Annotated in this window: 2 protein-coding genes; one reads left to right on the top strand and one right to left on the bottom strand. The window is 52.3% G+C overall.

All coding sequences use genetic code 11. From position 1 onward, the window contains the following. Positions 1-227 precede the first annotated feature (227 nt). Positions 228-710: a class I SAM-dependent methyltransferase gene (locus ACXJ5O_RS27765; RefSeq protein ID WP_457302724.1), complete on the top strand. Its 483-nt coding sequence runs from the start codon at positions 228-230 to the stop codon at positions 708-710. On the opposite strand, the gene ACXJ5O_RS27760 is transcribed toward ACXJ5O_RS27765, so the two are convergent. Next, positions 690-1,138: FkbM family methyltransferase (locus tag ACXJ5O_RS27760; protein WP_457302723.1), on the bottom strand; the 449-nt coding region annotated here is incomplete at its 5' end. The two genes, ACXJ5O_RS27765 and ACXJ5O_RS27760, sit on opposite strands and share 21 nt — an antisense overlap.

Here is a 1,138-nt window from a genome sequence, read left to right as displayed (position 1 = left end):
CAGAATCTCAATCTTTCAGATTCCGAAACTCTCGGATTCTCAGACTCAGGATCACCTATCCGGGAAAGCGATAACGGCGATAGAGCGGATCATGATAGTTTGGCCATGCCATCTATTTTCAAAACTTCCTCGCATGTCCGTTAACTTTGCGATGCCCATCCATCGACCACCAACCAATCAACGTGCTAAGCCGGACTGGTTGCACCGAATCATGGACAAAGAATTTTATGAGTCGTCTCGACAGCTTCATTCGCCGCATGACGGCACAGCGCGATGTCCTCAATCATATTGGCGAAAGGGTAAAGGAGTTGGATGGGCCGGTTCTCGAGCTCGGCCTTGGTAACGGCCGTACCTTCGATCACTTGCGTGCCCACTTTCCGGGGCGCAGGATCATCGCCTTCGATAGGGCTGTTGGTTCTCATAAGACGTCGACTCCGGAACCGGAGAACCTGATCGTCGGCGAGATACGTGAGACAGCAAAGCAGTTCGCAGGTATCAACGCCGCTCTTGTTCATGTGGATATTGGGACAGGCTATGAGGAGAAGGATGCTATAACTCTGACATGGCTGCCGCAATTGGCGGTAGCGTTGCTTGCCCGGAATGGCATCGTCGCCAGCGGGCTTGAACTGGACCATCCGCAGCTTGAAAGCTTGCCGCTGCCACACAATGTCAAAAAAGGGCGCTACTTCCTATACCGTTGTGTCGAATAACAGGACGTCGAACTGCTTTTCATTGATAGGAATTTCCCTGACCTTCGCCGGTGTACTGTCATCCTCACGGAAAATCAGGCAATCCTCGTAGAATCCTGCAAGAAATTGCACGAAGGCGGTGGATTGGTCCGGTCCGTAAAACGTGGGCGAAAATTCCATGTAAAGTGGAATCTTGCGGGCGAACAGAGCTTGCATCGAGTGGCAGGCGAGGGGCTCGTATCCCTCGATATCCATCCAAATCAGACCGACGTCCTCGGGATTTGTTCCAGCTTCTGTAAGGATTGAACCGACCGGCTTGACCGGAACGACAATCTTACTATCGGATGTATTCTGCCGGGTGGCGCTGCTCTTGCCATGATTGCGCTGATGTTGAAAGAAATCGATCTCCCCTTGGTTCTCTCCAGCGGCGCAATTGACCAGGATCACAC

The organism is Phyllobacterium sp. P5_D12, from assembly GCF_054049495.1.
Note: the sequence above shows the minus strand (reverse complement) of the source record. Positions and strands in the feature narration are given on the sequence as shown.